This is a genomic window from Enterobacter cloacae complex sp. IR5450 (assembly GCF_049238665.1).
In the GTDB taxonomy this organism is placed as follows: Bacteria; Pseudomonadota; Gammaproteobacteria; order Enterobacterales; family Enterobacteriaceae; genus Enterobacter; species Enterobacter hormaechei_C.
In genome coordinates, this window is record NZ_JBMKIC010000006.1 from 110,423 (window position 1) to 132,040 (window position 21,618).

The following is a 21,618-nucleotide window of genomic DNA, read 5'->3' on the forward strand; positions in this document are numbered from 1 at the left end:
AACGGGCCGTTAAGCCCGTTGTTCGTTACATCATCGCAGTTCTATAACTCTCGCCCGCTCAGCCTGCTTTCGGTAGTGGTCATATCGCTCCCGGAACCATGCCTGCTGTTTATTACTCTTATTGCCGGTCACGGCATCGATATCAACTGGCTGGCCCAGGGCATACATACGGGCAAAACTGCGTGCCAGAAAATCAAAATTCTTTAATGCGTTTATATCTTGTCGCTTCATTAGCATATCCCTCCAGTCGCTGTGGTTACTGTTCAAGGTCATATGCTTTTCTGATCACAGTATCCGCCTGAAAAAGATCGTTTTTTGAGCGATGCGTGCGCATCCATCTGCCAGTGTTCACATTTCAGGAACGACAAAACTCTTCAGCCCTGGTCATGATTTTCCCTCCCTTTTATCACTCATGCAGAAAACATAAACGCCAGCCATGCAGTAAGTTCGCCACGTATCCGAAAGGTGCGAACGGCGTGCTTTAATGCCAGACGCTGTAACAGGTCGCCCAGCGCGTTCAGGTGGGTTTCCAACTGCAAGCGTCTTATCAGTTCGAATAACAGACAAAGAACGTTTACACTGGCGGATTAATACTGATTACCTGAACAAATGGGTAAATGGGTGAATCCGGGCTTGTTGGCCATATAGAGAGGGGCGCATGTAGGTTGCCGCGGTTGTGTATCGAACTGCGCATTGTTTTCTACAACACGCTGCTCCTGGCCTTTCACGGCTATTCTCTTTTTCGTCTGCGCTTTCCTGGCGGAGGGGGAGGGTTTTACCTGCCGGGGCAGTTCGGAGGCACCATAACCTGAACAGAATCGCTTCGACTGGCTCAGACTTCCGTCATTGCAGACAAAACGACCATCCGATGTACAGTGTGCTATGCCACCTTTTGAGCCAGAGCAGGGCTGTCTTCCACGGGCGGCACCAGCCTGCATGTTAAAAAGTACACTGACCGTAAGAAGGAGAATTCTCATTTTCATATCTGTATCCATGATTGACGTCATCATACTCAGGGTATCCCCTCAGCCATTGACCTTTTCGCCAGATAAAATGCAATGACTCATGGCGAAGAAATCAATTATTAATATTTCAGTACCCGCTACAGCACAAGCTCTACAATAACTCATTGAAAAGTAACTCTTTAATGTATCTTTTCTGACCAGGGTAAAATAAATATCTGGTCGTTCAGGTTGCCGCTCGCCCAATTTTCATGAAGTGGTTATTTTCGCAGGCAAAACTCTGCAATATGCATCCTCGCGATGTCGGTAAAAGATGTGGGGTGGTTTTGCGTGCTGAATTTCAAAATTGGCTCACAATTGGGCTGTATTATCCAGATACTGCTGTTGTTTCAGATGACGGATTAATACCCTGCCCTCGGGCATAAACTCCGTGCCGTAGCGCACCAGCCCCACCCCCTTCAGCTCCGCATCAATGGCGTAGCGGAGTTCACCGGGCTGAATCTGTTCCTGCATCACCACATTAATCCGGCTCAGGCGCGGCTCGTATTTCAGCAACACAGCCGACAGTGTGGTAATCAGCTGGTTGGCGGTCCCGGGCATTCCCTGGAGGATTTTTGTCATATCCGGCAGACCGTAGCCCGGCAGGTGAGCCAGCGTACCGGCGCGGCAGTTGAGGATGCGCTGCATGTTATCGAGTACTGATAAAATCAGCTGGTTCTCCTCACTGACACTGTGCAGGTCAAGCCCGCCGGCGAAGTTACCGTACAGCATGTCATACAGAGACGGACGCGGCATCATTCCCCCTCCAGCGGTTTCAGCGTCAGACGATTATTACTGACTTCGATAAACTCAGCGCTCAGGATCACCGGCGGAGTGAATCCGGCGATCAGGCTCAGCTGTTTCATCTGCTGGCGCAACGCTTTCAGGGTCGCGCGCAACACCGCTTCATCCTGGTACCCGTCGGGATGGGAGGCATACATAACGGCGATCTGTCCGGCCTGGCGCGGCTGCCGCTCCTGAATATCGCGCACGAAATCACTGAGCCTGCTGACGTCATTCACCCGCAGCCACCAGCCATGCGCTGTTTTACGCAGAGTATGCTCCCCGAACAGGGCATCCAGCCTGTCTCCGCAAACAAGAACAACCGGACCCGCATCAGCAAGTACGGGCAGATCAAAACTAGTCCCGCCATTGCCCTGAGCCTGGCTGAAACGGCTTTTTCGCCGGATCTGCCAGACGGCCAGCGCAACAATGCACAGCGTCATCACGCCTTTAAACAGCGTGCCTGCCGGAATGAAGCCCCACAGAAGCCATAAAAGCGCCGCGGCACCCGCCAGTACGTGGAATATCAGAGAAACCATGACCGATTTACGCATTAATGGGGCAACTCCGGTAACTGCGCGGACAGCAGAGCCTGGAGCCAGAGATGACCGCCCCACCATACGGCACCGGTGATTACCGCCGCCGCCGCGATCCAGAACCAGACAGAGCGCAGCAGGCTGTAACGGTGTTTTCCGGTCCTGCGAACCACCAGAGAAAGGCCGGCATCAAGAGGCGGAACCCGCTCAGCAAGCGCTTTCATTGCCTCTTCACGCTGGGTCTGGCTGACAGAGCCCATGCTGTACAACCCCTGGAATCCCAGCGCGAGCACCCGGTGATAGCAGGTCAGAACGGCCATGTTTGGCGCTGGCTGGCGCAATACTTCCGCAATACGATCCCACAGGGCTTCACCTGCATGCAGCGACCCAAAATAGCGCGCCTGTAGCGGCGCTTTTCGCCAGGCTACCTGGCCCGCATCAGCATCTGCCCCGTCAGGCAGTTTTCTGCTCATGACCACTTCGTCAAGCAGCGCACATTGCGCATAAGAGATATGATCGACACTGGCTTCATCATATCCTGCTCGATCCAGCGCCTCGCGCACGCTTTCCACATGTTTGCAGCAGGTGTCGTACAGCACATTCCCGTCAGGCGTTGTTGCCCCCTGCTTAAGCAGGGTGACGGTGAGCCAGGTCTCCGCCATCAGAGCATCGATATCGGTTTCTTTTCTCATGATCGCAGTACCGCAAACAGTTCAAGTTCAAGCTGTCCCAGCAAAGCAGGCACATAGAACATACAGATCCCCTGCTCCAGCATGTCCCGTGCCGCAGCACTTTCCATGTCCAGCGCGAAGTACTGGTTCTCCATTCGCACCGGTAACGCAGCAGGCACGCGATTCACGGCAATGAGTGGGATCCCCTGCAGCGCAACGGTGGAAATCGCATTCACATCATCCGGGGAACCCGCCTTGCATAATGCCGGGAATTTCTCCGCCACTTGCCAGGCCGGAACGTCAGACCGGACAGAGAGCCAGAGATCGGCTTCTTCACGCAGCCGAATGTCGTGCAGCGAGGCTTTCCAGGTCTGGGCGTCAGGTCGGGACATCTCCAGCGCTATCACACGGGACGGCAGGCTGGCTTCCAGTAAACCGGCGATCAGTTCAAACAGCGGTGGAAACGTCATTTCAGGCCGGGCGTGGTCATAGCCAGGGATTGCGTCCAGATCGCTGTCCAGAGAAAACGTCAGCATACTGCCCGCAAGCCGCGCAAGCTCTGCCCACACCTGTTCCGGATGGCGAGCCGGAAAACGTTCAAACTCGACCAGTACCCTGGCATGAGAGTTAAGCGCATTGAGAAGCCAAAAAAGAGAAACATCCGCCACAGCAAAATCCGCCAGTCGCTCATTACTTTCCCGACGCATAGCCATCAACCGTTGGCGGCGGGAGCGAAGCTGGCGGTTCAGTAACACCAGCCTTTCCCGCATCGCCGGGCTGGCAGAAAACAGGGCCATAGGCGGAATGAATGCCGGATCATGACGCCAGCTCCCCTGTCCGTCCCGGATCAGCCGTGCAACCGGACAGCACTGCCACGACGCGTTATCCTCATGCTCAAAACGGATCGCCAGATTAAAGCGGGCAACAGCGACGGACTCCTCTTCGCTGCCAAACGCATCCTGAACATTGACCCACTCCTCACGATAGCGGAGCGGCCGATCAGCCACTGCCGCTTCCTGGAGCACGTTATTTAACCCGGACTGCATCAACGGCAGGGCAATCACCACCGTAACCGCGTCTGAATGAGGTGATAAATCCAGTTCACGCGGTTCCGGCGGCAGGTCGCTGACTACCGTATCCACCAGCGTGCCATCGGGCAGCCAGAGCCGCAGCTGTGAAATCTGTATCAGACCTGTTTCCAGCAGTCTTTCATCAATTTCAACTCGCTCAACGCCCCATGCAAACGGCGAGGCAAGTGCCGCAACGCCTGTGCTGCGAAAAGTTTCCCAGTCGGACTGTTGCTGGAATTGTTGAGGGGACAGCAACGCCCCCTCGTTCCACAGCGGACGATAAATTTTCATCCCTGCTACCGCCTTACGCTTTCGCTTTCGGCATCTGGCTCACCAGAGACAGGTTCACATCCATGCCTTCCACCTGGAAGTGCGGCACCGCAAACAGCTTCACGCGGAAGAAACCCGGGTTGTCTTCGATATCTTCCACCACCACCTTCGCGTCACGCAGCGGATGAGAAGCCTGCAACTCATCGCCCGGATCGGTCATTTCCGTCACCAGACTACGCACCCAGGTATTCAGCTCCAGCTCCAGCAGACGGCGGTCCTTGGTGGTGCCGATGTTCTCGCGCTGGATGAGCTTCAGGTAGTGCGCAATACGCGACAGCAGGAAGATGTACGGCAGACGGGCGTTGATGCGGCTGTTGGCCGTGGCATCTGCGGTGTCGTACAACGCCGGTTTCTGCGCGGAGTTCGCCGAGAAGAAGCAGGCATAGTCGCGGTTTTTGTAATACGAGAGCGGAATAAAGCCGAGGTTGGCAAACTCAAACTCGCGGGTCTCCGGGATCATCACCTCAGACGGGATTTTCACCTGGTTGCCGGTGCCCAGATCGTACAGATGAATAGGCAGATCTTTCACCGCCCCGCCCGCCTGCGGGCCACGGATCTGCACGCACCAGCCGTTATTGATGAAGCTCTTCACCATGTTTGACGCGAAGGAGAACGACGCGCTGGTCCACAGGTATTTCTCGTGATCCGGGCCTTTCACCTGCTCAACGTAGTTAAAGCTGCGTACAGGTACGGTGTCCGGGCCATACGGCAGACGCCCCAGCACGCGCGGCATCACGAGGCCGATGTAGCGGGCGTCGTCGGTGTCGCGGAAAGATTTCCACTTGATGTACTCGGCGCGGTCGAAGTAGTTGCCGATATCCTTAATTGCAGCGACCTCTTCCATCGAGTCTTTCAGGAAAAATTTCGGACCGACAGAGCCAATAAACGGCATATGTGCGGCAGCTGATACTTTAGAGATGTTGCGCAGCAGCGCCACATCCTGCGGGCTGGCGTCAAATTCATAGGATGAAATCACGGAACCAATCGGCTCGCCGCCCGGGGTGTCGTATTCGGCGGTATAGGTGTGCCAGTAGAGGCCGCTCTGAATAAGTTCCGGCGCGTCTTCAAAGTCCTGACGCAGATCTTCTTTCGACACATCCAGAATTTCGGTTTTCACATTCTGGCGGTAGTCGGTGCTGTCCACCAGCTGCTTCAGGCCGCGCCACAGGGACTCCACCTTCTGGAACTCCTGGTGATGCATTACGGCATCCAGCTGACGGCTGATCTGGAAATCCAGTTCAGCGATATGGTGGTCAATCAGCGTTTTGTCGAGCTTCTCCACCGGCTGACCGGATTTGCGGATGCAGTCCATAAACACCTGCATCGCCGCCGTCAGGCGTTCACCCGCCGGAGCGTCAGAAAGCGCGGCGTCATCCAGAAACGCATTGATATCCCCCAGGCTGGAGGCCGGGGTCAGGTTGATTTTTTCAAACAGGGAGGCGTAAACGCCCTCTTTTTCCAGTACGGTGGTCTGCCCCTGCGCGGAGGCGGTTTCAGTACTCACAGACATCAGCATATTCCCGGTTAATCCATTAAATTACACATGCCGCTTATTTCGGGGCCAGTGCACTCATTTCGTCGCGTAATTCCTGAGACAGCTCCGGGTCTTTGAGAATTTTCTCGAGTTCTTTTCTGAAAGTAGCGTTATCAAGGAGATTGGATTTGAGGTCGCGTAATAAATTACGCATGGCCAGCATGGCGCGGAGCTGGGGGATCTGGCGGGCAACCTGTTCAGGTTCGAAATCCTTAATATCGGAGAAATTCAGTTTTATGCTTTCTTCCGAGCCATCCCCGGCCATTGTGTTAGGAACCGTCAGATTCACTTCCGGGTTAAATTCCGAAAGTACGCTGTTGAAGTTATTTTTATTGACGTTGATTTTCTCCCTTTCCGATAATGGGCGATTCTCTTTTCCATTACTGAAATCACCGACGGTGAGGAGTTTAAGCGGCAGTTCGATTTTCTTCTGCGCGCCACCTGTATGCAGAGCCAGCTTTAAGTTTATGCGTGCCTTGGGCACCTCATTCTGGAATGAATCGGCCATAGCAATCCCTTTCTTTAAAAGAAATAAATGTTAAGTGAGTGACGTTTCTTTACAAAGCCATATTAGAGCAAATGTCCATTTGAAATCAAATTTTCAGATCAAAGATCTACAATTGGACTTTTCTTAAGAATATTCCACCAATAAGAATAAAAAAGAACGCCGCGTAGCGGCCTACCGAAATGCCCTTGCGCGCTTTTTGTGAGCCTGACAAAAAGTTGCTCAAAGGTTGGCTACCAGATTATTTTGTTACTTTATCGAAGTGATGGAATAGTCCAGCCACGGACTATTCCATCACTCACAGTTATAAAAAATAAGGATAATATTGGCCCCACTATATATTTAAATATCCTATCTCTTTTTTTAACCCCTATCACATACAGATAATCGATAAACCTGGGACCAAACAGTTATTCCTTTCAGAAAATCAGGCAGAATTATATCTAATCAGCAGGGTCAATTGAATTGACTTTCCCATAAATTCAGGAAGGGGCGCAACATCTCCTCTTCTAAACGTCTTAATTTCTCCCTTCATTGAATGACTTAGCCTTTCTCCTGCTACGCTTGTTGTATGGTTCAGAAACGCAGGAACGCTTTCGATGAAAAAAATCGCCATTATCGGCTCAGGCCCAACAGGGATTTACACCTTTTACTCACTTCTTAACAACGCAGCGCCGCTTTCGATCACCGTTTTCGAAAAGGCAGACCAACCCGGTGTCGGAATGCCCTACAGCGACGAGGATAATTCCCGGCTGATGCTGGCGAACATCGCCAGTATTGAAATACCGCCCATTTTCATCACTTACCTGGACTGGCTCAAACAGCAGAATGCGGCCCGCCTTGCTCGCTATAACGTCGACAGTGAGAAGCTGCACGACCGGCAATTTCTGCCCCGTATTCTGCTGGGTGAATATTTCCACGACCGGTTTCTCGCTGTCGCTGCCGAGGCGAAAAAGGCTGGGTTTCATATCGAGGTTCACCCCAACGCAGAAGTCACTGATATTAAGGCTGATGCAGACGGCGTGGCCCTTTCAGTGAACGATGCCCCTTTCTCAAGGCGGTTTGATCTTGCGGTTGTTGCCACCGGCCACGTCTGGCCTGATGAAGATGAAACCACCCGCGCATATTTCCCAAGCCCATGGTCAGGGCTGATGGACGCGGAGGTCCGAGCCTGTGAAGTGGGGATCATGGGTACATCCCTCAGCGGGCTGGACGCTGCAATGGCGGTTGTGATGCAGCATGGCCGGTTTAGCGGGAAGCAGTTCGTTGTCAATAAAGGCAGCGAAGGGCTAAAAATCATGCTGATGTCCCGCACGGGCGTTCTGCCGGAGGCCGATTTTTACTGCCCTATCCCTTATGAACCACTGTCGGTGTTAACGGATTGTGTGGTGGCAAGCGAAATCGACAAAGGCCCGGATGGGCTGCTTGACCGCATCTTTGCGCTGATGGTGAAAGAGCTTGAGCTGGCCGATCCGCGATGGTGTCAGGCGATAGCGCTCGGCACGCTGAATGCCGACACGCTCCGTGATGCCTGGTTTGAGGATCGTAAAAAGCACGGTCCTTTCACCTGGGCCGAAGCGAATCTGAAAGAAGTGGAGCGCAACAAGCGCGAAAAACGCACCGTTGCCTGGCGCTATACCGTGCTTCGTCTGCATGAAGTGGTACAGGCCATCGTCCCTTCACTCAATGAGCATGACAGAGAGCGGTTTAAATCGGGGCTGGAGCGTGTGTTTATCGATAATTATGCCGCCATTCCACCGCAGTCTATCCGCCGGTTACTGGCGCTGCGCGAGGCAGGGATCATTAGCGTGGTCGCACTCGGTGATGATTACGACCTGGATATCGGCAGCGATCAGACCGTCATCACCACGGCAAAAAAAAGTTACCGCTTCGACGTGTTTATCGACGCGCGCGGACAAAAGCCGCTCAGAAACAAGGACATTCCCTTCCCCACCCTGCGTAAACAGCTTGCGGGAACCGGCGATGACGTTCCGGACGTGGGGGAAGACTATACGTTGCTGGCGCCGGCATCACTGCGGGGGCGTATCGCTTTTGGGGCGATCCCCTGGCTGATGCACGATCATCCATTTGTTCAGGGTTTGTCTGAGTGCGCTGAAATTGGTAAAGCGATGGCGAAAGCGGCTGGAAAACCTGCGTCGGGGGTGCGAAGGAAGTTACCTTACATGGAGTTTTAACAGGGCTTCCCTGCCCTGCGGTGTCGGATTACTCGAAGAAAACTTCCGGGTTTTCCGACAACGACACGAACGATTTTGTGTTCTTGTCCAGGGCAAGGATTTTGCCGCTTTCGATGTCATATACCCAGCCGTGCAGGCGAATGGCATTGTTGCGCAGGCCTACCGCCACCGACGGATGGGTCTTGATGTTGCTCAGCTGCGCAAAGACGTTTTCCTGCACCATCGCATTCACTTTATCGATTGGCTTATCCCAGGTTTTCTTCTCCACCACCGCTTTTGCCGCATCAGAATAGCGCAGCCAGTGGGAAACGGCCGGCATCGGCTCCAGATCGGCGTTGTCAGCAATCGCCTTCATCGCGCCGCAGTTGGAGTGGCCGCAAATAACGATATCGGTCACGCCCAGGGCCACGACCGCATATTCGATGGTCGCAGAGACACCGCCAGGCTCCGGCCCGAACGGAGGCACAATGTTGCCCGCGTTTCGAATGACAAAGAGCTGTCCTGGCTCCTGTTGCGTAACCAGTTCCGGAACCAGACGGCTGTCGGAGCAGGAGATAAACAGCGCTTTGGGATTCTGACTGGACGCTAAACTACGAAAAAGCTCTTTACGTTGCGGGAAAATCTCTTTTTGAAAGCTGAGAAAACCTTCAATGATATGTTGCATAGCCATTTCTCTTTTATCTGTTTTAGTTTAGGTATGATCGCGATCACACTCGTAAAATTTAACCACCGCGTCTTAGCGGAGACAAGCAATATATTTCTGGCCCGACCGCTGCACGATCTCATCTGCGTTCACCGGGATGTTCTGCCCTTCAAAGGCCCCGTACAGGCGCTGGTACGTTTTCCCGGTCAGTCGGCCGATCACCGACTCAACGGTGCGGGCAGGCAGCGGCAGCATATTCGGATAACTCCACATAAACGACACGGCGTCTTTTCCGGGTGTAACCTGCAAAATATCACCGGCCAGCAGCACGCCGTCGCCTGACTGCCAGTGCAGCACCGTGCCGCCTGCAAAATGCCCGCCAAGCCTTAGCAGAGTCACCAAAGGCATAATCTCCAGGGCGTCCTCCTCCCAGAAGCGTATCGCCGGGCTGTCACGCATCACCCACTGCCGATCGCTGGCGTGCAGGTAGATCGGCGCGTTAAACGCGGCGGCCCACTCCTGCATGGTGGTGTAGTAATGCGGGTGCGAAATCGCGATCGCGCTGATGCCCCCGAGCGCGTCAACTAACGCTCTGGTCGCCGGGTCAAGATTGGCGATGCAGTCCCACAGAACATTGCCCTGTGGCGTACGCAGCAGAAGCGCGCGCTGGTTGATGGCAAAAGAGGGAACGGTTTTGATGCTGAACAGCTGCGGCTCCAGCTGTTGCCATTTGTTGGTGTGCGTGGTCGTAAGGCTGTCGAAGTCTGTCCATGCCTGGCCCGTCACCGGGACATACTGGCGCTCATCGTCGCAAATCGGGCAGTTTTTGGGCTGTTCATCGTAAGCGGTACCGCAGGTTTTACAGAGTGTAATCATCGGCTTTCCTCAGCAATAAAGCACTGAGTATGGCAGGGATTATCCATATGTGCTGAGGGGTGCCTGGCCCGCTTTTTTTGACTTATACTGTGCCAGTATCAAAAACTGAATAACGCAGGTGGCACATGGAAATTGATCTCGATAACTTAGTCTTTAACGGGCTGGATGAAGCAGAAGAGCGCAACGCGGAACGTCTCGACGATGCGGATAAAAAAGCCCAGGCGATTGTCGCCGATGACGACTGCGGCGATGCCTGCAAGATCTGAAGAAAAAGCACCGGGCTCCCCGGTGCTTTTTTTATGAATGCCTTTTGCTACCTGATATCAGATCTCCGGCGTTTTGCTAAACCCGGTCAGCATCAGGATCAAGCTTTGGGGAGATGAGCCCGTCTCAAACTGATAGTGATTTCCCTGACGATCGCCACCGATATACCACGAAATTTCGGTCTTCCCTTCTGCCAGCGCCTTACGCACCGCTTTATCCACGTCCACCATCCGGTATTCGCGGGAGTGGTTCAGGTAAAGCACCGCATCCGAGCGGTAGTTGCAGGACGGTCGTGAATGCCAGCTTACGGTGGCCGGATCCCAGTCGTTACTCGCCGGATAGAAGAAAATTTGATCCGCGCCGTTGGTTTCCACTTTCCCGCCAAAAATTCTTACGCGGTATTTAAACTGGGCAGGATCCTGTCCGGCAGGCAGCGGTGGAATGTGGAACTTCACCAGCGACAATGTTTCGCTGTTTTTCGTGCGTCCACCATTCTTCCAGTTATCCTGCACCAGTAAGATCTGGGGATCGGGCTGTGAAAGTGCGGGTTCCATGCTGCTGAGCCAGACGTTGGCCTTCGCTTTTGAATAACCATACGGCACGGTGGTGCCGCAATCCATTCCGCGGTTCATGCACAGGTCGGTCATAAAGCGCGCGGCATCTTCCGTCCAGCCGTTCATGAAGTCAGCATGTGCCGTATACAGGCTACCCCACCGCTCTTCACGCTCACTGCCATGCATGATGGGGTCGAGGGAAAGCTGGACTTTACTGGTATCCAGAGAGCTAATTGTCGGGAGCACGTACGCAATATTCATGTTCACCGTCGGGATCTTCACCGGGAAGGCGGACGGACACTGTCCTTTCGTATCGTAGGTGGCGTTAGCCAGGCCGTGGGCGGGCTTCAGGTTAACCCCGTCCCAGCAGTTCGGGAACTGAATGCCGATATTAAACTGCACGGCATCCTTCGCCTTGCGTAAGCCGCAGACTTCACCCGTTCTGGTGGTGTAACCCTTGCCATTCGCGCATAAAAAGGTGATATGCGGATTTGGCGCGGTGCCGTGGTGATCGCCCGCCAGCAGCGACAGCCCCGCCGGGAACGGGTGCAGCGGCCAGGCGTCAACGTTCGATGCTTGATAATAGGTTTTTTGATAGGCTGGTTTGACCACCGTTCCGTCCGGCAATTTTAGCGACGGAGCCCAGTAGGCCGAGCTGTCTGCTTTGTTATCGCAGGTGGTCTTTTCCTGGGTACGCAGCGATTCACGGCTGGAGTAAGCATCCGTATGCACGTTACCAAAAAAATCGTGCAGCATAGCCTCGTTGGGCATGCTGAACATCATAATGGCATCATCGCCGAGGGTGTGGGAATAACTGCATACAACATGTGCCTGTGGACCAGCGTGTGCCGCCTGCATGGCAAGCAGAAGTGCGGTGGCAGAAAGCGCGGGGGTTAATACTGTCCGTTTCATTATCATCTCCATCTGTGAAAGGAGATAGTGGTAACAAAACGGCCATCAATTACCGAGGATTAGCCTGGGTATTTTTCCCTTCATCCTCGCTTTACAGACACCACGCACAACTCATTCCAGTACATTTCGCGCGTCCGGCGCAGTTCAGCGTGACGTTTTATCATGGAACCACTCCGGGTCGATGTTGGCTACGTCCACGCCATACAGGCTGGCGACAGGCAGTATTGACTCAAGAACACGTTGCGCGCTGTTCTCCGCATTCACTGGTCGGGGCGCAAAAAACCGCCGTAACGTGCTTATCCATTTTTTCATCGTCATTACCCTTCTCGCTTAACCTGTCCTCAGTTAAACACCCAAATTGCGCCCGGGGGAAATATCAAAATCCACTGTCGATGTGCAGGATCTGCAAATAGCGCCCCGCCGTCTGCTCTCTTCTTTAACACCTTGTTCACTCATGCTTTTTTTCTCATAGCAAAGAACGATTTCTTATTTGGCGATAGCTTTCCCTTATGGGAGCGTAACGGGGTAAAACAAAAACAACGGGATGGCGTATGACTATGGCTGCAAAAATGAAAGGGTTTAAAAAACGGGCGCAGGTTCTGGGATTAGTGGCTGCCTGGGGCCTGGTTTCAGCGCAGGCGCAGGCCGATCGGCTGGCGGATATCAAGGCAGCAGGCGTGGTGAAAGTGGCCACGTTTGATGCTAATCCACCCTTTGGCTCGATTGATGCCAAAACGCATGAGATCGTGGGTTACGATGTGGACTTCGCCAAAGCGCTGGCGAAATCGCTCGGCGTCAAGCTTGAACTGGTCGCCACCAATCCGGCTAACCGCATTCCGCTGCTACAGTCCGGAAAAGCGGATCTCATCGTGGCGGATATCACCATCACCCCGGAACGCGCACAGGTCATTGATTTCTCGACGCCTTACTTCGTCACCGGCCAGCAGTTCCTGGTCCCGGCAAAATCACCGGACAAGCTTGATGACTATAGCCGGGCACGCATTGGCGCCGTAAAAGGTACGACGGGTGAACAGGCGCTGCACCAGCGTTTTCCGCAGTCCCGCGTCCTCTCTTACGATGACATCCCGCTGGCGCTGACGGCACTGCGCAATGGCAACGTGCAGGCCATTACCCAGGACAGCACCATTCTGGCTGGTCTGCTGGCGCAGGCGCCGGATAAAGCCGACTTCAAAATCCTGCCCGACCTGCTCAGTAAAGAAGAGATTGGCGTGGGGGTGAAAAAGGGTGAAACGGCGCTGCTGAAAGCCGTTAACGATGAGCTGGTTAACCTGGAGAAAAACGGCCAGGCGGCAAAAATCTATGACGTCTGGTTCGGTCCAGGCAGCCCTGCTCCACAGCCTCGTAACTTTAAAATAGAAGCCCGGTAATATGCTCTCAGGTTTATTTTCGCACTCCGCGGCCAATGCCGCGGATTTTTCACGTCTGGAACAGGCCAGCGTTGAGTTTCGCCATGTGGACAAACGCTACGGCGACCATCCGGTTTTAACCGACATTAATCTCACCATCATGCCGGGTGAAGTGGTTGCCATTCTCGGCCCTTCGGGTTCCGGAAAATCGACCCTGATTCGGCTTATCAACCAGCTTGAGAGCCTGAGCGGCGGGGAGATTCTGGTCGACCACAAGCCGACCGGACAGCTTTCCGGCAGCAGGCTACGTCAGTTACGCAGCCGCGTCGGGTTTGTATTCCAGCAGTTCAATCTCTATGCCCACCTTACCGCCAGCCAGAACATCACCCTGGCACTGGAGCACGTTCACGGCTGGAAACCCATGCCCGCCCAGGAGCGCGCGCTGGCGCTGCTGGAGAAGGTCGGCATGCTGGAGAAGGCGCACCGCTACCCTGCTGAACTTTCCGGCGGACAACAGCAGCGCGTGGCGATTGCCCGCGCTCTGGCCTCGTCGCCGCAAATCATTCTCTTTGACGAGCCAACGTCGGCACTCGACCCGGAGATGATTGGCGAAGTGCTGTTGGTGATGAAAGCCCTTGCCCACAGCGGGATCACCATGATTGTCGTCACCCATGAGATGCAGTTCGCCCGGGAAATTGCCGATCGAATCGTCTTTATCGACGGTGGACACATTCTGGAAACCGCGTCCCCGGCCCAATTTTTCAACCAACCGTCGCATCCGCGTGCGAGGCGGTTCCTGCAAAAAGTGCTGGATCCGCTGCGTCAGGAGCAACTGTAATGCCCGCTCTGGACTGGCAGGGGGTGCTGGCCGGACAGCCCCTGCACTGGATCCTCTCCGGATTTCTCACCACTCTGTGGGTGACGCTGGCGGGGATTATGCTGGCAAGCCTGCTCGCCTTGTTCTTTATGCTTTTACGGCTTTCCGGGGGACGTCTCGGGACCTCGTTCGTCAGCGGCTGGGTATCGCTGTTTCGCAATACGCCGCTGCTGGTGCAGCTGCTGTTCTGGTATTTCGCCGCCTGGAACGGGTTGCCGCAGGAGCTGCGTGACGCGGTGAATGCAGACCACAGCTGGTCCATTTTGCCCGGTGACGTCTGGTGGTTTACGCCCGAATTTTTATGCTCCGCCTGGGGGTTAGGCGTATTTACCTCAGCGTTTTTAATTGAAGAAGTCGAATCGGGGCTCCGTTCCGTACCTGCCGGGCAACGGGAGGCGGCGCTCGCCCAGGGATTTTCCTCATGGCGTCTGTTTCGCTACATTCTTCTGCCACAGGGACTCGCTAACGCCTGGCAACCCGTCGTTGGCCAGTACCTTAACCTGATGAAGCTCTCCTCGCTCGCGAGCGGAATTGGCTTCGCCGAACTGACCTACCAGGTTCGCCAGATAGAAAGTTACAACGCCCATGCCCTGGAAGCCTTTACCGTCGGTACGGTGCTCTACTTACTTACCGGGATGGTGACGGGGAGCGTGCTGGTGCGCCTCGGCCCCCATTCAGGGAGGAAAAATCATGATCCCCGGATTTAACGTTATTGTCGAAAACCTGGATTATCTGCTTTGGGGACGTGCGACTGCGGGAGAACCCGGCGGCGTACTGCTCTCACTGCTGATGGCCGCTGGCGCCGCCGCGCTTGCCCTGCCCGGCGGGATTGTGCTGGCATGCGTCGCCTGCCGCTATCCCGGCGTGGTGCGCAGTGCGCTGTTTGCGTGGGCAGAGTTGATTCGCGGGATCCCCCTGATCTTCGTAATATTCTGGATGTGGTATCTGCTGCCGCTGATAACCGGCAGGGATCTCCCTGGCGCGACGACCGTCACGCTGGCGCTGGCCTGGTTTACCGCGGCTGCGGTGATGCATTCGGTATTAGCCGGACTGAGAGCTCTACCGTCGGGCCAGAATGAGGCCGCGCTTTCTCAAGGGTTCAGTACGCAGCAAACGCTGTGGCGCGTGCTGCTGCCGCAGGCGCTGAGAAATATTCTGCCGTCGCTGGTGGGGATTTTTATCAGCCTGCTGAAGGATACGTCGTTGGCGTTTATCGTGAACGTTCCTGAACTGACCACGGTGGCGGGACAGGTCAACAACCGGGTGCAAATTTACCCGGCGGCCATTTTTATCTTTACGGGTGTGATCTATTACCTGCTCTGCTGCTCGCTTGAGCTGCTCGCGAAGCGCTGGCGCGTTAGCCGGCCAGCGCTTTAACCACCGTTTCCATCGCTTTGGTGGTCAACTCACTGCGCTTAACGCGCTGGTTCGCCAGCGCGGTACGCAGTACGCCCGCAATGACAATATGTTTCGGCTCCTGCCCTAAATCACGCATTTCGAGAACGACCTTGCCTACCACCCGACACATCTCCTGGTACAGCGCTTCGTCTTTGGTCACATTGCCCATTGCCATCACTCCGTTGCCCTAAACCGTCAGCTTAAATCATTCGTCGGCTGGATACAAAAAAGAAGCCCGGCGTGTTGTTCGCCGGGCTTCGTCTGGAAAATCAGTCGATTAGTTGTTAACCGGGATGACTGCGCCTTTGTATTTGGTGCGGATCCAGTCCTGAATTTCTTTGGAGTGCAGCACGTTCACCAGCGCGACGATATCCTTCTTCTTCTCGTCACCGCGATGAACGGTAATGATGTTGGCGTACGGGTTATTCTCACCGCTTTCAACCGCAATTGGATCGTGGACCGGATCCAGGCCAGCATCAATCGCGTAGTTGGCGTTGATCACCACCGCAGCACCTTCGTCGTTGTTGTACATCTGCGGCAGCAGAGACGCTTCGACGTTAGGGGTAAATTGCAGCTTTTTCGGGTTCTCCACGATATCGCTGATGCGCGCGGTCACTTTATCGATGCCCGGCTTCAGCTTGATCACGCCCTCTTTTTCGAAGATGGAGAGAATACGCCCTTCCTCGGAAACCGCATCACGCATGATGATTTTGCCGCCCTCCGGCAGATCCTTCAGCGACTTGTATTTTTTGGAGTAGATACCGATCGGCTCAATGTGGATTGCGCCCGCACTGACAAAATCATAATCCTTATCGCCCGCGTGATCTTTCAGCACGCTGTTCAGGTAAGGGATGTGCTGGAAATAGTTGGCGTCAATGTCATGCCCCGCCAGCGCAGTGTTTGGCAGTATGTAGTCCTGGAAGGGTTTAATCTCCAGATCGATCCCCTGCTTCGCCAGAATCGGCTTAGCCTGCTCCAGAATTTCCGCGTGGGGGGTATTGGACGCCCCCACGGTGAGCGTGTCCGCCCAGGAGGCAAAGCTCAGGGCGCTCAGGGTTGCGGCGGCGATCAGTGTCAGTGTCTTTTTCATGATGTGGTTCCTGTGTGTATTTATTAGCGTTTATCTAACAGTGAAGTAATGGCATCGCCGCAGTACTGGATAATGAACACGATGATCAGAATGGTCACCGTTGCCACCAGCGTGACGTCACCATGGTTGCGCTGGAATCCTTCCAGATAAGCCAGATTTCCCAAACCGCCGGCACCTATCACCCCTGCCATTGCGCTGTAGCTCACCAGCGCAATCAGCGTCACCGTCATACCTGAAACCAGTGCGGGTGAGGATTCCGGCAATAAAACCCGAAACACTAACGTGCTCAGCCGCGCGCCCATCGAACGCGTGGCCTCAATGACCCCTTTGTCCACTTCTCGCAGGGCAATCTCGACCAGACGGGCGTAGAACGGCGCCGCGCCCACAATCAGGGCGGGCAGCGCAGCGTTAGCGCCGAGAATGGTCCCCACAACGGTCTTGGTGAACGGGATCAGCAGAACGATGAGAATGATGAACGGAATCGAGCGGAACACGTTCACCACAATCGACATCACGCTGTAGACCGTGCGGTTGTGGAATAACCCGCCGCGGGCAGTTAAAAACAGCGCCAGACCGAGCGCGATCCCCAGGACAAACGTCGCCACGCCGGAAAGCGCAGTCATGTAGAGCGTCTCCTGGGTTGCAGCCCAAAGTTGATCCCACTTCAGGTGCGGAAAGAGTTGTTCAGCCATGCTTGATTACCTCGCCTTCAATATCGCTTTGCTTCAGGTCGGCGAGGATATTGTTCAGTTGTTCATCCGATGCCACCACGTGCACCCAGAGCTGCCCGAAAACACCGTGGGCGGTTTGCGTCATTTTGCCGTGCAGAATGTTAAACGGCAGGCCGTAGCGCAGGGTTAGTTCACCGACGATCGGCCTGTGCGTGCTGTGCCCGGTGAAGGTCAGCCTGATTACCGTGCCTTCCAGATCGTTTGCCAGTTCGGTATTGAAGGTCTCTTCCTCCGCGTACTGGCTCACCTGGCGGACAAACTGCCGGGTGATCGGCTGCTGCGGATGCGTAAACACGCTCAGTACGTCCCCCTCTTCCACCACCTTACCGTTCTCCATAACCGCCACGCGGTCGCAGATTTTGCGCACCACGTGCATCTCATGCGTAATGAGTACGATGGTCAGGTTAAAGCGACGGTTAATGTCCAGGAGCAGATCGAGGATCTGATCGGTGGTTTGTGGATCCAGCGCCGAGGTGGCTTCATCACACAGCAGTACGTCCGGATGATTGGCCAGCGCGCGGGCAATGCCCACACGCTGTTTTTGCCCGCCGCTCAGCTGCGACGGGTAAGCATTCTCGCGTCCCTTCAGGCCGACCAGCTCCACCAGCTCGGCAACGCGAGCCTGAATTTGCGCTTTTGGCACACCGGCAATTTGCATTGAAAAGGCGATGTTTTCCTTCACCGTGCGCGACCAGAGCAAATTAAAGTGCTGGAACACCATGCTGATTTTCAGGCGTGCCTGACGCAGCGCTTCTCCCTTCGCGGCGGAGATATCCTGACCGTTAATGGTGACGCTGCCGGCGCTGGGCTTTTCCAGACCGTTCAGCAGACGGATCAGCGTACTTTTCCCGGCCCCGCTGTAACCGATGATCCCGTAAATCTGTCCCTGCTCTATCGTCAAGTTGACGTTATCAACGGCTGTCAGCGCCAGCTTTCCGTTTTCAAAGACCTTCGAAATATTGCTGAGTACGATCATTCTTATTCGTTATCCGTTACGCATATAGCGGTTTAGCAGTATGGATGTCCAAAAGATAGTAAACAGCCGTTATCAGCTTTTAAATGACCAAAAAAGAATTTCTTATAATTCTGCGGAATAAGCAGCGAACTGGCGGGTGAAAAGCATTTAGATGAATATCGGCAATAATTATCTGCCATTTGCATATCAGGTCTCATTCACCCGACGAAATTGGCTAATTTTGCAGCACTTTATGCGGATATAGCCATCCTCACATCTGGACAACTTTACGTCTTGCTGTCTTTCCATCTGAAAACACAAGGATTATTCCTTTCCGTTCTAAAACGCAGTGAAACGTTCTTTATTGAGAAAATTTCATGGTTCTATCATCCGGTCATCACCTCTTCACAGGACATGACCATGACGCTTTACCACTCCGTCACCGAACTGATTGGCCGCACGCCGCTCATCCAGCTGCACAAGCTGGACGCCGGCCCCTGCTCGTTATTTCTGAAGCTGGAAAACCAGAATCCCGGCGGCTCGATTAAAGACCGCGTCGCGCTGTCGATGATTAATGAAGCCGAGCGTACGGGCCAGCTACGGCCCGGCGGCACCATTATTGAAGCCACGGCGGGGAACACCGGCCTGGGGCTGGCGTTGATTGCGGCGCAGAAGGGCTACTCGCTGATCCTGGTGGTGCCGGACAAAATGAGCCGCGAGAAGATTTTCCACCTGCGCGCGTTAGGGGCGCAGGTCGTGCTGACCCGCTCGGACGTGAACAAAGGGCATCCGGCCTATTATCAGGATTATGCCCGGCGGCTGGCGAACGAACTGCCAGGCGCGTTTTATATCGACCAGTTCAGTAACGCGGCCAATCCGCTGGCGCATCGCACCACTACCGCACCGGAACTGTTTGAACAGCTTGACGGCCAGATCGATGCCATCGTCGTCGGCGTGGGGTCCGGCGGTACGCTGGGCGGCTTACAGGCGTGGTTTGCAGAACATTCGCCGCAGACGGAATTTGTGCTTGCCGATCCGGCCGGGTCGGTACTGGCGGACCAGGTTGAGACCGGACGCTATCACGATGCCGGCTCGTGGCTGGTTGAAGGGATTGGCGAAGACTTTATTCCTCCGCTGGCGCACATCGAGGCGGTTAACCGCGCCTGGCGCATTACCGATCGCGAGGCGTTCACCACCGCCCGCGATCTGCTAAAAACGGAAGGGATCCTGGCAGGCTCCTCCACCGGCACGCTGCTGGCGGCAGCGCTGAAATATTGCCAGGCGCAGACTACGCCAAAACGTGTGGTCACCTTCGCCTGCGACAGCGGCAATAAATACCTCTCGAAGATGTTCAACGACGACTGGATGCGCCAGCAGGGGCTGATTTCGCGTCCGCAGGCAGGCGATCTCTCGGACTATATTGCCCTGCGCCACGATGAAGGCGCGACGGTCACTGCCGCCCCGGACGACACGCTTTCCACCGTGCTGGCCCGCATGCGCCTGTACGACATCTCTCAGCTGCCGGTGCTCGATAACAACAAGGTCGTCGGCATCATCGACGAGTGGGACCTGCTGCGACACATCGGGGGAGATGCCGATCGCTTCTCCCTCCCCGTGACGGCGGCCATGACGCGTCAGGTTGAATATCTGGATAAGCAGGCCCCGGAGAGCGCCCTGTACGCCATCTTTGACCGTGGCCTGGTGGCGATTATTTATGACGAAAACCGCTTTCTGGGTTTGATCACACGCAGTGACGTACTCACCGCCTGGCGTAACCGCCTGACAAAATAAAAGGAGCAAAAGATGAAAAACCTGGCCACCCTCAGCGTTCACAGCGGTGAGTATCACGACCCGCACGGCGCCGTGATGCCGCCAATTTACGCCACGTCGACGTTTGCGCAACCGGCACCGGGTGAACATACCGGCTACGAATACTCCCGGAGCGGCAACCCAACCCGCCACGCGCTGGAGACCGCCATCGCCGAACTGGAAGGCGGCACGCGCGGGTACGCCTTCGCGTCAGGGCTGGCGGCCATTTCCACCGTGCTCGAACTGCTGGATAAAGACAGCCATATCGTCGCCATTGACGACGTGTATGGCGGTACGTATCGCCTGATCGAAAACGTGCGCAAGCGCAGCACCGGGTTACAGGTGAGCTGGGTTAAGCCGGACGATGTAGCCGGACTTGAGGCCGCCATTCGCCCGGACACGCGCATGATCTGGGTGGAAACGCCAACGAACCCGCTGCTGAAACTGGCCGACCTGGAGGCCATCGCGGACATTGCCCGGCGCAATAATGCGATCAGCGTGGCGGATAATACCTTCGCCTCCCCGGTCATTCACCGGCCGCTGGAGGCGGGGTTCGACATAGTGGTCCACTCCGCCACCAAATATCTCAACGGTCATTCAGACGTGGTTGCCGGGCTGGCTGTTGTGGGGGCGAATAAGGATCTGGCGGAGCGTCTGGGCTATCTGCAAAACGCGATTGGCGGCGTTCTGGATCCGTTCAGCAGCTTCCTGACGCTGCGGGGCATTCGCACCCTCTCACTGCGCGTTGAGAAGCACAGCGCCAATGCGCTGGCGATTGCGCAATGGCTGGAGCAGCATCCGCAGGTAGACAGCGTGTTCTATCCCGGGCTGGCGTCACATCCCCAGTATGCGCTGGCCCGCAGACAAATGGCGCTGCCGGGCGGCATGATCTCCGTTGTGATTAAAGGCGATGCGCAGCGCGCGACAGAGGTGATCCGTCATCTTACGCTCTTTACCCTGGCGGAAAGCCTTGGCGGTGTGGAGAGTCTGGTGAGCCAGCCCTACAGCATGACCCACGCCTCCATTCCACTGGCGCAGCGTCTTGCAAACGGCATTGTGCCGCAGCTTATCCGTCTGTCGGTGGGGATTGAAGATGCGAAGGATCTGATCGCCGACCTTAAACAAGCGCTGAAAAAGTGAGCAAAAAACGGCGGGCGTTGCGCCTGCCGTCATAAGATGACATTAGGCCTTAACGCCTTGATAACAAACTTATGTGAATCTGCACAGATTGTTTTTGAAACGCTGTTTCCATTTTCCTTTTTACTGTAAATCAGCGTATAATGCGCGCCAAATCCCTGGTGAATGGTTTCAGCGCTTGGAATACAAAAAAAAACGTACAACTTCTCCTCTCCTTCGTTGGGCTGGCACTCAGGCACACTTTCTTCTGCACGCTCATTTGATGTCACCTATTCTTAGTGCGTGTCATATACTCTTTCGCAACACAGGTTTGACTCCGCGGCGGCGCGCCCCCGGAGCGAGATTTCCATATCCTTCCCAACTTAAAGACTAAGACTGTC

General features: G+C 55.1%; 25 protein-coding genes. 9 read left to right on the forward strand and 16 right to left on the reverse strand.

Annotated features, from left to right (window positions below; genetic code table 11):
• Positions 1 to 30: 30 nt before the first annotated feature.
• The 8 genes from glgS to tssB form a co-directional block, all read right to left on the reverse strand.
• Positions 31 to 231, reverse strand: coding sequence for a cell surface composition regulator GlgS (glgS, locus tag ACOTYB_RS07580; protein WP_220153768.1), 201 nt, complete (start codon positions 229 to 231; stop codon positions 31 to 33).
• A 356-nt stretch (positions 232 to 587) separates the two neighbouring features.
• Positions 588 to 983, reverse strand: coding sequence for a hypothetical protein (locus tag ACOTYB_RS07585; RefSeq protein WP_045339057.1), 396 nt, complete (start codon positions 981 to 983; stop codon positions 588 to 590).
• Between the two features lie 330 nt (positions 984 to 1,313).
• The gene (gene tssE, locus ACOTYB_RS07590; protein ID WP_126524980.1) at positions 1,314 to 1,757 is read right to left on the reverse strand and encodes a type VI secretion system baseplate subunit TssE; all 444 of its coding nucleotides are present in this window, start codon (positions 1,755 to 1,757) and stop codon (positions 1,314 to 1,316) included.
• On the reverse strand, positions 1,757 to 2,338 hold the full coding sequence (locus ACOTYB_RS07595; RefSeq protein WP_220316867.1) for a hypothetical protein: 582 nt from the start codon (positions 2,336 to 2,338) through the stop codon (positions 1,757 to 1,759). Before ACOTYB_RS07595 ends, tssE begins: the two co-directional genes overlap by 1 nt.
• Entirely contained in the window at positions 2,338 to 3,012 is a 675-nt protein-coding gene (gene tssL / locus ACOTYB_RS07600; protein ID WP_045895871.1) for a type VI secretion system protein TssL, short form, read from the reverse strand. Before tssL ends, ACOTYB_RS07595 begins: the two co-directional genes overlap by 1 nt.
• Positions 3,009 to 4,352 carry a type VI secretion system baseplate subunit TssK gene (gene tssK / locus ACOTYB_RS07605; protein ID WP_045895872.1) on the reverse strand — a complete coding sequence of 448 codons (1,344 nt, stop codon included), beginning with the start codon at positions 4,350 to 4,352 and terminating at the stop codon, positions 3,009 to 3,011. The genes tssL and tssK overlap by 4 nt, the downstream gene beginning before the upstream one ends.
• A 13-nt stretch (positions 4,353 to 4,365) precedes the next feature.
• On the reverse strand, positions 4,366 to 5,901 hold the full coding sequence (tssC, locus tag ACOTYB_RS07610) for a type VI secretion system contractile sheath large subunit (protein ID WP_220153766.1): 1,536 nt from the start codon (positions 5,899 to 5,901) through the stop codon (positions 4,366 to 4,368).
• Positions 5,902 to 5,941: 40 nt separating this feature from the next.
• Positions 5,942 to 6,433: a type VI secretion system contractile sheath small subunit gene (tssB, locus tag ACOTYB_RS07615; RefSeq protein WP_220153765.1), complete on the reverse strand. Its 492-nt coding sequence runs from the start codon at positions 6,431 to 6,433 to the stop codon at positions 5,942 to 5,944.
• A gap of 596 nt (positions 6,434 to 7,029) precedes the next feature.
• On the opposite strand from tssB, the gene ACOTYB_RS07620 reads away from it, so the two are divergent.
• Complete coding sequence (locus ACOTYB_RS07620) at positions 7,030 to 8,625, forward strand: FAD-NAD(P)-binding protein (protein ID WP_058674744.1); 1,596 nt, start codon at positions 7,030 to 7,032, stop codon at positions 8,623 to 8,625.
• Positions 8,626 to 8,653: 28 nt separating this feature from the next.
• On the opposite strand, the gene ACOTYB_RS07625 is transcribed toward ACOTYB_RS07620, so the two are convergent.
• Positions 8,654 to 9,289, reverse strand: coding sequence for a carbonic anhydrase (locus tag ACOTYB_RS07625; protein ID WP_003857662.1), 636 nt, complete (start codon positions 9,287 to 9,289; stop codon positions 8,654 to 8,656).
• Positions 9,290 to 9,361: 72 nt separating this feature from the next.
• Positions 9,362 to 10,144 carry an MBL fold metallo-hydrolase gene (locus tag ACOTYB_RS07630; protein ID WP_126524927.1) on the reverse strand — a complete coding sequence of 261 codons (783 nt, stop codon included), beginning with the start codon at positions 10,142 to 10,144 and terminating at the stop codon, positions 9,362 to 9,364.
• A 125-nt stretch (positions 10,145 to 10,269) separates the two neighbouring features.
• Between ACOTYB_RS07630 and ACOTYB_RS07635 the strand changes: the two genes are divergently transcribed.
• Positions 10,270 to 10,410 (forward strand): hypothetical protein, encoded by a 141-nt coding sequence (locus tag ACOTYB_RS07635; RefSeq protein ID WP_003857665.1) that lies wholly within the window; start codon positions 10,270 to 10,272, stop codon positions 10,408 to 10,410.
• A gap of 57 nt (positions 10,411 to 10,467) precedes the next feature.
• Here ACOTYB_RS07635 and ACOTYB_RS07640 read toward each other — a convergent pair whose 3' ends face one another.
• Both ACOTYB_RS07640 and ACOTYB_RS07645 read right to left on the reverse strand, forming a co-directional pair.
• A complete protein-coding gene (locus ACOTYB_RS07640; RefSeq protein WP_045342716.1) occupies positions 10,468 to 11,874 on the reverse strand; it encodes a DUF1996 domain-containing protein in 1,407 nt (468 codons plus the stop codon).
• A gap of 144 nt (positions 11,875 to 12,018) precedes the next feature.
• Positions 12,019 to 12,186, reverse strand: coding sequence for a hypothetical protein (locus ACOTYB_RS07645; protein WP_032653328.1), 168 nt, complete (start codon positions 12,184 to 12,186; stop codon positions 12,019 to 12,021).
• Positions 12,187 to 12,431: 245 nt separating this feature from the next.
• On the opposite strand from ACOTYB_RS07645, the gene ACOTYB_RS07650 reads away from it, so the two are divergent.
• From ACOTYB_RS07650 to ACOTYB_RS07665, 4 genes are read left to right on the forward strand one after another with little or no spacing between them, the layout of a single operon-like run.
• Entirely contained in the window at positions 12,432 to 13,262 is an 831-nt protein-coding gene (locus tag ACOTYB_RS07650) for an ABC transporter substrate-binding protein (protein ID WP_045342718.1), read from the forward strand.
• A 1-nt stretch (position 13,263) separates the two neighbouring features.
• Positions 13,264 to 14,079: an amino acid ABC transporter ATP-binding protein gene (locus tag ACOTYB_RS07655; protein ID WP_045342719.1), complete on the forward strand. Its 816-nt coding sequence runs from the start codon at positions 13,264 to 13,266 to the stop codon at positions 14,077 to 14,079.
• Positions 14,079 to 14,825: an amino acid ABC transporter permease gene (locus ACOTYB_RS07660; protein ID WP_045342720.1), complete on the forward strand. Its 747-nt coding sequence runs from the start codon at positions 14,079 to 14,081 to the stop codon at positions 14,823 to 14,825. The genes ACOTYB_RS07655 and ACOTYB_RS07660 overlap by 1 nt, the downstream gene beginning before the upstream one ends.
• Positions 14,809 to 15,495, forward strand: a complete 687-nt coding sequence (locus ACOTYB_RS07665; RefSeq protein WP_045342721.1) for an amino acid ABC transporter permease — start codon at positions 14,809 to 14,811, stop codon at positions 15,493 to 15,495. The genes ACOTYB_RS07660 and ACOTYB_RS07665 overlap by 17 nt, the downstream gene beginning before the upstream one ends.
• Here the strand turns inward: ACOTYB_RS07665 and fumD are convergent.
• The 4 genes from fumD to ACOTYB_RS07685 form a co-directional block, all read right to left on the reverse strand.
• The gene (gene fumD, locus ACOTYB_RS07670) at positions 15,476 to 15,685 is read right to left on the reverse strand and encodes a fumarate hydratase FumD (RefSeq protein ID WP_003857676.1); all 210 of its coding nucleotides are present in this window, start codon (positions 15,683 to 15,685) and stop codon (positions 15,476 to 15,478) included. The genes ACOTYB_RS07665 and fumD overlap by 20 nt on opposite strands.
• A 108-nt stretch (positions 15,686 to 15,793) precedes the next feature.
• Complete coding sequence (locus tag ACOTYB_RS07675) at positions 15,794 to 16,606, reverse strand: MetQ/NlpA family ABC transporter substrate-binding protein (RefSeq protein ID WP_003857677.1); 813 nt, start codon at positions 16,604 to 16,606, stop codon at positions 15,794 to 15,796.
• 23 nt (positions 16,607 to 16,629) lie between these two features.
• A complete protein-coding gene (locus ACOTYB_RS07680; RefSeq protein ID WP_045342722.1) occupies positions 16,630 to 17,298 on the reverse strand; it encodes a methionine ABC transporter permease in 669 nt (222 codons plus the stop codon).
• The gene (locus ACOTYB_RS07685; RefSeq protein WP_045342723.1) at positions 17,291 to 18,313 is read right to left on the reverse strand and encodes a methionine ABC transporter ATP-binding protein; all 1,023 of its coding nucleotides are present in this window, start codon (positions 18,311 to 18,313) and stop codon (positions 17,291 to 17,293) included. The genes ACOTYB_RS07680 and ACOTYB_RS07685 overlap by 8 nt, the downstream gene beginning before the upstream one ends.
• Positions 18,314 to 18,712: 399 nt before the next feature.
• Between ACOTYB_RS07685 and ACOTYB_RS07690 the strand changes: the two genes are divergently transcribed.
• The 3 genes from ACOTYB_RS07690 (at position 18,713) to ACOTYB_RS07700 (ending at position 21,611) form a co-directional block, all read left to right on the forward strand.
• Positions 18,713 to 20,083, forward strand: a complete 1,371-nt coding sequence (locus ACOTYB_RS07690) for a pyridoxal-phosphate dependent enzyme (protein WP_220153763.1) — start codon at positions 18,713 to 18,715, stop codon at positions 20,081 to 20,083.
• A 12-nt stretch (positions 20,084 to 20,095) separates the two neighbouring features.
• Positions 20,096 to 21,241 (forward strand): trans-sulfuration enzyme family protein, encoded by a 1,146-nt coding sequence (locus ACOTYB_RS07695; RefSeq protein ID WP_190269137.1) that lies wholly within the window; start codon positions 20,096 to 20,098, stop codon positions 21,239 to 21,241.
• Between the two features lie 73 nt (positions 21,242 to 21,314).
• Complete coding sequence (locus ACOTYB_RS07700) at positions 21,315 to 21,611, forward strand: hypothetical protein (RefSeq protein WP_421765789.1); 297 nt, start codon at positions 21,315 to 21,317, stop codon at positions 21,609 to 21,611.
• The last annotated feature ends 7 nt before the right edge of the window (positions 21,612 to 21,618 follow it).

What these genes read in the sequence shown, in the direction of transcription:
- glgS (WP_220153768.1), bottom strand. Translation starts at nt 231, where the DNA reads ATGAAGCGACAAGATATAAACGCATTAAAGAATTTTGATTTTCTGGCA.
- ACOTYB_RS07585 (WP_045339057.1), bottom strand. Translation starts at nt 983, where the DNA reads ATGAAAATGAGAATTCTCCTTCTTACGGTCAGTGTACTTTTTAACATG.
- tssE (WP_126524980.1), bottom strand. Translation starts at nt 1,757, where the DNA reads ATGCCGCGTCCGTCTCTGTATGACATGCTGTACGGTAACTTCGCCGGC.
- ACOTYB_RS07595 (WP_220316867.1), bottom strand. Translation starts at nt 2,338, where the DNA reads ATGCGTAAATCGGTCATGGTTTCTCTGATATTCCACGTACTGGCGGGT.
- tssL (WP_045895871.1), bottom strand. Translation starts at nt 3,012, where the DNA reads ATGAGAAAAGAAACCGATATCGATGCTCTGATGGCGGAGACCTGGCTC.
- tssK (WP_045895872.1), bottom strand. Translation starts at nt 4,352, where the DNA reads ATGAAAATTTATCGTCCGCTGTGGAACGAGGGGGCGTTGCTGTCCCCT.
- tssC (WP_220153766.1), bottom strand. Translation starts at nt 5,901, where the DNA reads ATGTCTGTGAGTACTGAAACCGCCTCCGCGCAGGGGCAGACCACCGTA.
- tssB (WP_220153765.1), bottom strand. Translation starts at nt 6,433, where the DNA reads ATGGCCGATTCATTCCAGAATGAGGTGCCCAAGGCACGCATAAACTTA.
- ACOTYB_RS07620 (WP_058674744.1), top strand. Translation starts at nt 7,030, where the DNA reads ATGAAAAAAATCGCCATTATCGGCTCAGGCCCAACAGGGATTTACACC.
- ACOTYB_RS07625 (WP_003857662.1), bottom strand. Translation starts at nt 9,289, where the DNA reads ATGCAACATATCATTGAAGGTTTTCTCAGCTTTCAAAAAGAGATTTTC.
- ACOTYB_RS07630 (WP_126524927.1), bottom strand. Translation starts at nt 10,144, where the DNA reads ATGATTACACTCTGTAAAACCTGCGGTACCGCTTACGATGAACAGCCC.
- ACOTYB_RS07635 (WP_003857665.1), top strand. Translation starts at nt 10,270, where the DNA reads ATGGAAATTGATCTCGATAACTTAGTCTTTAACGGGCTGGATGAAGCA.
- ACOTYB_RS07640 (WP_045342716.1), bottom strand. Translation starts at nt 11,874, where the DNA reads ATGAAACGGACAGTATTAACCCCCGCGCTTTCTGCCACCGCACTTCTG.
- ACOTYB_RS07645 (WP_032653328.1), bottom strand. Translation starts at nt 12,186, where the DNA reads ATGAAAAAATGGATAAGCACGTTACGGCGGTTTTTTGCGCCCCGACCA.
- ACOTYB_RS07650 (WP_045342718.1), top strand. Translation starts at nt 12,432, where the DNA reads ATGGCTGCAAAAATGAAAGGGTTTAAAAAACGGGCGCAGGTTCTGGGA.
- ACOTYB_RS07655 (WP_045342719.1), top strand. Translation starts at nt 13,264, where the DNA reads ATGCTCTCAGGTTTATTTTCGCACTCCGCGGCCAATGCCGCGGATTTT.
- ACOTYB_RS07660 (WP_045342720.1), top strand. Translation starts at nt 14,079, where the DNA reads ATGCCCGCTCTGGACTGGCAGGGGGTGCTGGCCGGACAGCCCCTGCAC.
- ACOTYB_RS07665 (WP_045342721.1), top strand. Translation starts at nt 14,809, where the DNA reads ATGATCCCCGGATTTAACGTTATTGTCGAAAACCTGGATTATCTGCTT.
- fumD (WP_003857676.1), bottom strand. Translation starts at nt 15,685, where the DNA reads ATGGGCAATGTGACCAAAGACGAAGCGCTGTACCAGGAGATGTGTCGG.
- ACOTYB_RS07675 (WP_003857677.1), bottom strand. Translation starts at nt 16,606, where the DNA reads ATGAAAAAGACACTGACACTGATCGCCGCCGCAACCCTGAGCGCCCTG.
- ACOTYB_RS07680 (WP_045342722.1), bottom strand. Translation starts at nt 17,298, where the DNA reads ATGGCTGAACAACTCTTTCCGCACCTGAAGTGGGATCAACTTTGGGCT.
- ACOTYB_RS07685 (WP_045342723.1), bottom strand. Translation starts at nt 18,313, where the DNA reads ATGATCGTACTCAGCAATATTTCGAAGGTCTTTGAAAACGGAAAGCTG.
- ACOTYB_RS07690 (WP_220153763.1), top strand. Translation starts at nt 18,713, where the DNA reads ATGACGCTTTACCACTCCGTCACCGAACTGATTGGCCGCACGCCGCTC.
- ACOTYB_RS07695 (WP_190269137.1), top strand. Translation starts at nt 20,096, where the DNA reads ATGAAAAACCTGGCCACCCTCAGCGTTCACAGCGGTGAGTATCACGAC.